We start from the raw sequence: 3,474 nt of genomic DNA, 5'->3' as shown, positions 1-3,474 counted from the left end.
GCGCGGCTGGCGTCGTCATTGCCCGGAATGGCGTAGTCCACCGTGTCCGGATCGCAATTGGTGTCGACGATGGCCACGACCGGAATCCCGAGGCGACGGGCTTCCTTGATCGCGTTGGCTTCCTTGTTGGTGTCGATGACGAACAGCAGGCTGGGCAGGTTCCCCATGTCCTTGATGCCGCCCAGGTCGCGCTCCAGGCGCTCCTGCTCGCGGCTCATCATCAGGCGCTCCTTCTTGGTGCGCAGGTTGAGCTCGTCCTCGCTCATCGATTCCAGCTCGCGCAGGCGGGCGATGGAATTGGAAATGGTCTGCCAGTTGGTCAGCGTGCCGCCGAGCCAGCGGGAATTGACGTAATACTGGGCCGACTGCTTGGCGGCATCGGCCACCAGCGGGGCGGCCTGGCGCTTGGTGCCCACGAACAGCACGCGGCCGCCATCGGCCACGGTGTCGCTGACCAGCTGCAGCGCGCGGCTCAGCGCCGGCACGGTCTGGCTCAGGTCGAGAATGTGGATATCGTTGCGAACGCCGAAGATGTAGCGTTCCATCTTGGGGTTCCAGCGGTGCTTCTGGTGGCCGAAATGGACGCCGGCCTCAAGCAACTGGCGCATGGAAAAATCGGGCAAAGCCATCTGGCTGCTCCTTGTTTACCGGTTGATGCCTCCACGAAACAATGCGACGGTTCCCCGCCACCGGATGGTTTTCCTGAACAGAAAGCCCGTTTCGTGTGTGAAATCGCGCCGGCACGCAGCCGGACGCAGGGGCGATATAGGCGAAGACAGCCCCCTTGGCAAGGGCCGCGCCGGCCGGGAGAAGCGCCCTACCCCCAGAGCAGCAGCGCCGGGGCCGCCACCACCAGGATGGCGGCGAAAATCCAGCGGTTACGGCCCGCCATCTCCGAAAGCGGCAGGAAACGCCGCAGCGCCACATAGCCCAGCCAGACCACGACGCTATAGACCAGCGCCCAGACAAGCGGCATCCAGCCGCCGCCGAAAATGCCGATGCCCAGGCTGAACCCGCTCAGCGCTCCCAGCACGCCATAACCGAGGTCGAAAAGCAGCGCCGTCGTTACCGACAGCGCCCCCCACAGGCGCGGTGCCACGATGACCATGGCGGCCGCCAGCAGCCAGATCGCCATCATTGCCTGGAGCGAGGAGGAATTTCCCAGTGCCGTGACCACGCCCGTCAGGTGCTCGGGCGTCGACAGGCGCAGCAGCGAGGCCAGGCCATTGAGCAGCGCCGCCAGCACGAACAGCACGAAGGCGCAGCCCGCCAGCACGGCGAAATTGACGGCGATCCGCCGCCAGTCGAGTCCCAGGGAAGGATTGTCTTGTGTCGCGTTCATCAGTGCAGCCTCACATCGGTTACCCCGTCCAGCGCCTTGATGCCCCCGGCGACTTCCGCCGTGATGCGATAGGTGCCCGGCAATTCGATCTCATATTCGCGCGCGCCGCCATCCCGGATAACCACGAAATTGACGCTCCCTTCCCCGCCCCGCTTGAGCTGGGCGGCGATGGGGGGCAGCGCCCCGGCATTGGCGGCGAAGATGGTCAGCCGCCGGTCGATCTTTTCGGCGATGCCGTCTATGGCTTCGGCCGAGAGCAGCCGCAGGCTGATGCCTTCCGCCCGCTCGTCCGCGCCCACCTGCAATATGACCGAGCGGCCCGGCTGCAACAGCGCCCCGAACTGGGTGATCTGCTCGGAAAAGGCGATCACCTCATAGGTGCCGCTCTGGTCCGACAGGGCGAGAATCATCATCGGCGTGCCCTTGCGGGTGCGCCGGTCGTTGCGCGAGGCGATCGTGCCCGCCAGCCGTCCCGCCGAGGCCCCGTCCTTGACAGCGCGCTCGAAATCGCTCCAGCGCTGCACGCGCAGGCGCTCGAACATGTCCGAATAGGCGTCGAGCGGGTGGGCCGAGAGATGGAAGCCGATGGCGCTCAATTCCCGGTCGGCGCGCTCGGTGGTGCTCCAGGCCGGCACTGCCATGGGCAGGCGGATCGGCTCGGGCTCGCCCCCGTCGAACATGTTGCCCTGCCCCTCATTGCGCTCCGAGGTGAGCGACTGGGCCATGCCGATCACCGCCTCGATGGCGGCGAAAGCCACTTCGCGGCGCGGTGCCAGCACGTCGAACGCCCCGGCATTGACCAGGGTTTCCAGCGTGCGCTTGTTGAGCACGCGCGGATCGACCCGCCGGGCGAAATCGGCCAGGTCCTTGAAGGGGATATCGCCGCGCACCGCAACGATATGCTCGGCCATGGCGCGCCCCACGCCCTTGACCGCCGACAAGCCGTAATGGATGCGCCCTTCCGCCACCGAGAACACCACGTCCGAGCTGTTGACGCAGGGCGGCACCACCTCGATGCCCTTCTTGCCCGCCTCGCGGCGGAAATCGGAGAGCTTGTCGGTCTGGGCCATGTCCAGCGTCATCGAGGCGGCGTAGAATTCGCGCGGATGGTGGGTCTTGAGATAGGCGGTCTGGTAGGAGACCCAGGCATAGGCCGCCGCGTGGCTCTTGTTGAAGCCGTAATTGGCGAATTTGGCCAGCAGGTCGAAGATCTGGTCGGCCAGGCTCTCGCTCACCCCGTTGGGGCCCGAGCCCTCGCGGAAGCGGATGCGCTGGTTGTCCATCTCCGCCTTGATCTTCTTGCCCATGGCGCGGCGCAGCATGTCGGCCTCGCCCAGCGAATAGCCCGACAGCAGCTGGGCGATCTGCATCACCTGCTCCTGGTAGACGATGATGCCATAGGTCTCGTCCAGCACTTCCTTGAGCGCCGCATGGGGATAGTCCACCGGTTCGCGGCCATGCTTGCGGTCGATGAAGCTGGGGATGTTGTCCATCGGGCCGGGCCGATAGAGCGCGTTCATGGCGATGAGGTCTTCGATGCGGTCGGGCTTGAGTTCCATCAGCGCCCGCCGCATGCCGGCGCTTTCGAACTGGAAGATGCCGTAGGTATCGCCATGGGCGTAGAGCTTATAGGTCGCTGCGTCGTCGATGGGGATGGCATCGATATCGAGCGGGGTCTCGCGCTCCCGGTTCACCATGTTGACCGCATAGCGGATGGTGGTCAGCGTCTTGAGGCCGAGAAAGTCGAACTTGACCAGTCCCGCCGGCTCCACCCATTTCAAGTTATATTGGGTCACCGGCATGTCGGAGCGCGGATCGCGATAGAGCGGGATCAGCTCCTGGAGCGGCCTGTCGCCGATGACGATGCCCGCCGCATGGGTCGAGGCATGGCGGAAAAGCCCCTCCAGCGCCTTGGCGATCTCCACCAACTGCCCCACGGTTTCGTCCTCTTCCGCCATCTGGCGGAATTGCGACACCTCGTTGAGCGTGCGCTCAATGGTCCAGGGGTCGGCGGGATTGGCCGGCACCAGCTTGCAGATGCGGTCCACCTGCCCATAGGGCATTTGCAGCACCCGGCCGACATCGCGCAGCACGGCGCGCGCCTGCAGCGTTCCGAAGGTGATGATCTGGGC

At 65.5% G+C, this 3,474-nt stretch carries 3 protein-coding genes; all 3 read right to left on the bottom strand.

The window, feature by feature from the left end; all coding sequences use genetic code 11:
* Positions 1-629 (bottom strand): 30S ribosomal protein S2 (rpsB, locus tag VDP82_RS15865; protein WP_323015799.1); only part of this gene is annotated, 629 nt, incomplete at its 3' end.
* A gap of 188 nt (positions 630-817) precedes the next feature.
* The gene (locus VDP82_RS15860; RefSeq protein ID WP_323015798.1) at positions 818-1,342 is read right to left on the bottom strand and encodes a hypothetical protein; all 525 of its coding nucleotides are present in this window, start codon (positions 1,340-1,342) and stop codon (positions 818-820) included.
* Positions 1,342-3,474 (bottom strand): DNA polymerase III subunit alpha (gene dnaE, locus VDP82_RS15855; protein WP_323015797.1); only part of this gene is annotated, 2,133 nt, incomplete at its 5' end. The genes dnaE and VDP82_RS15860, both read right to left, overlap by 1 nt.

This window comes from Devosia sp., from assembly GCF_034675085.1.
Lineage (GTDB): Bacteria > Pseudomonadota > Alphaproteobacteria > Rhizobiales > Devosiaceae > Devosia.
This window is presented reverse-complemented; position numbering and strand designations above follow the sequence as displayed.

Excerpts from the sequence above, each read along its gene's own strand:
- VDP82_RS15860 (WP_323015798.1), bottom strand. The coding sequence starts at position 1,342 with ATGAACGCGACACAAGACAATCCTTCCCTGGGACTCGACTGGCGGCGG.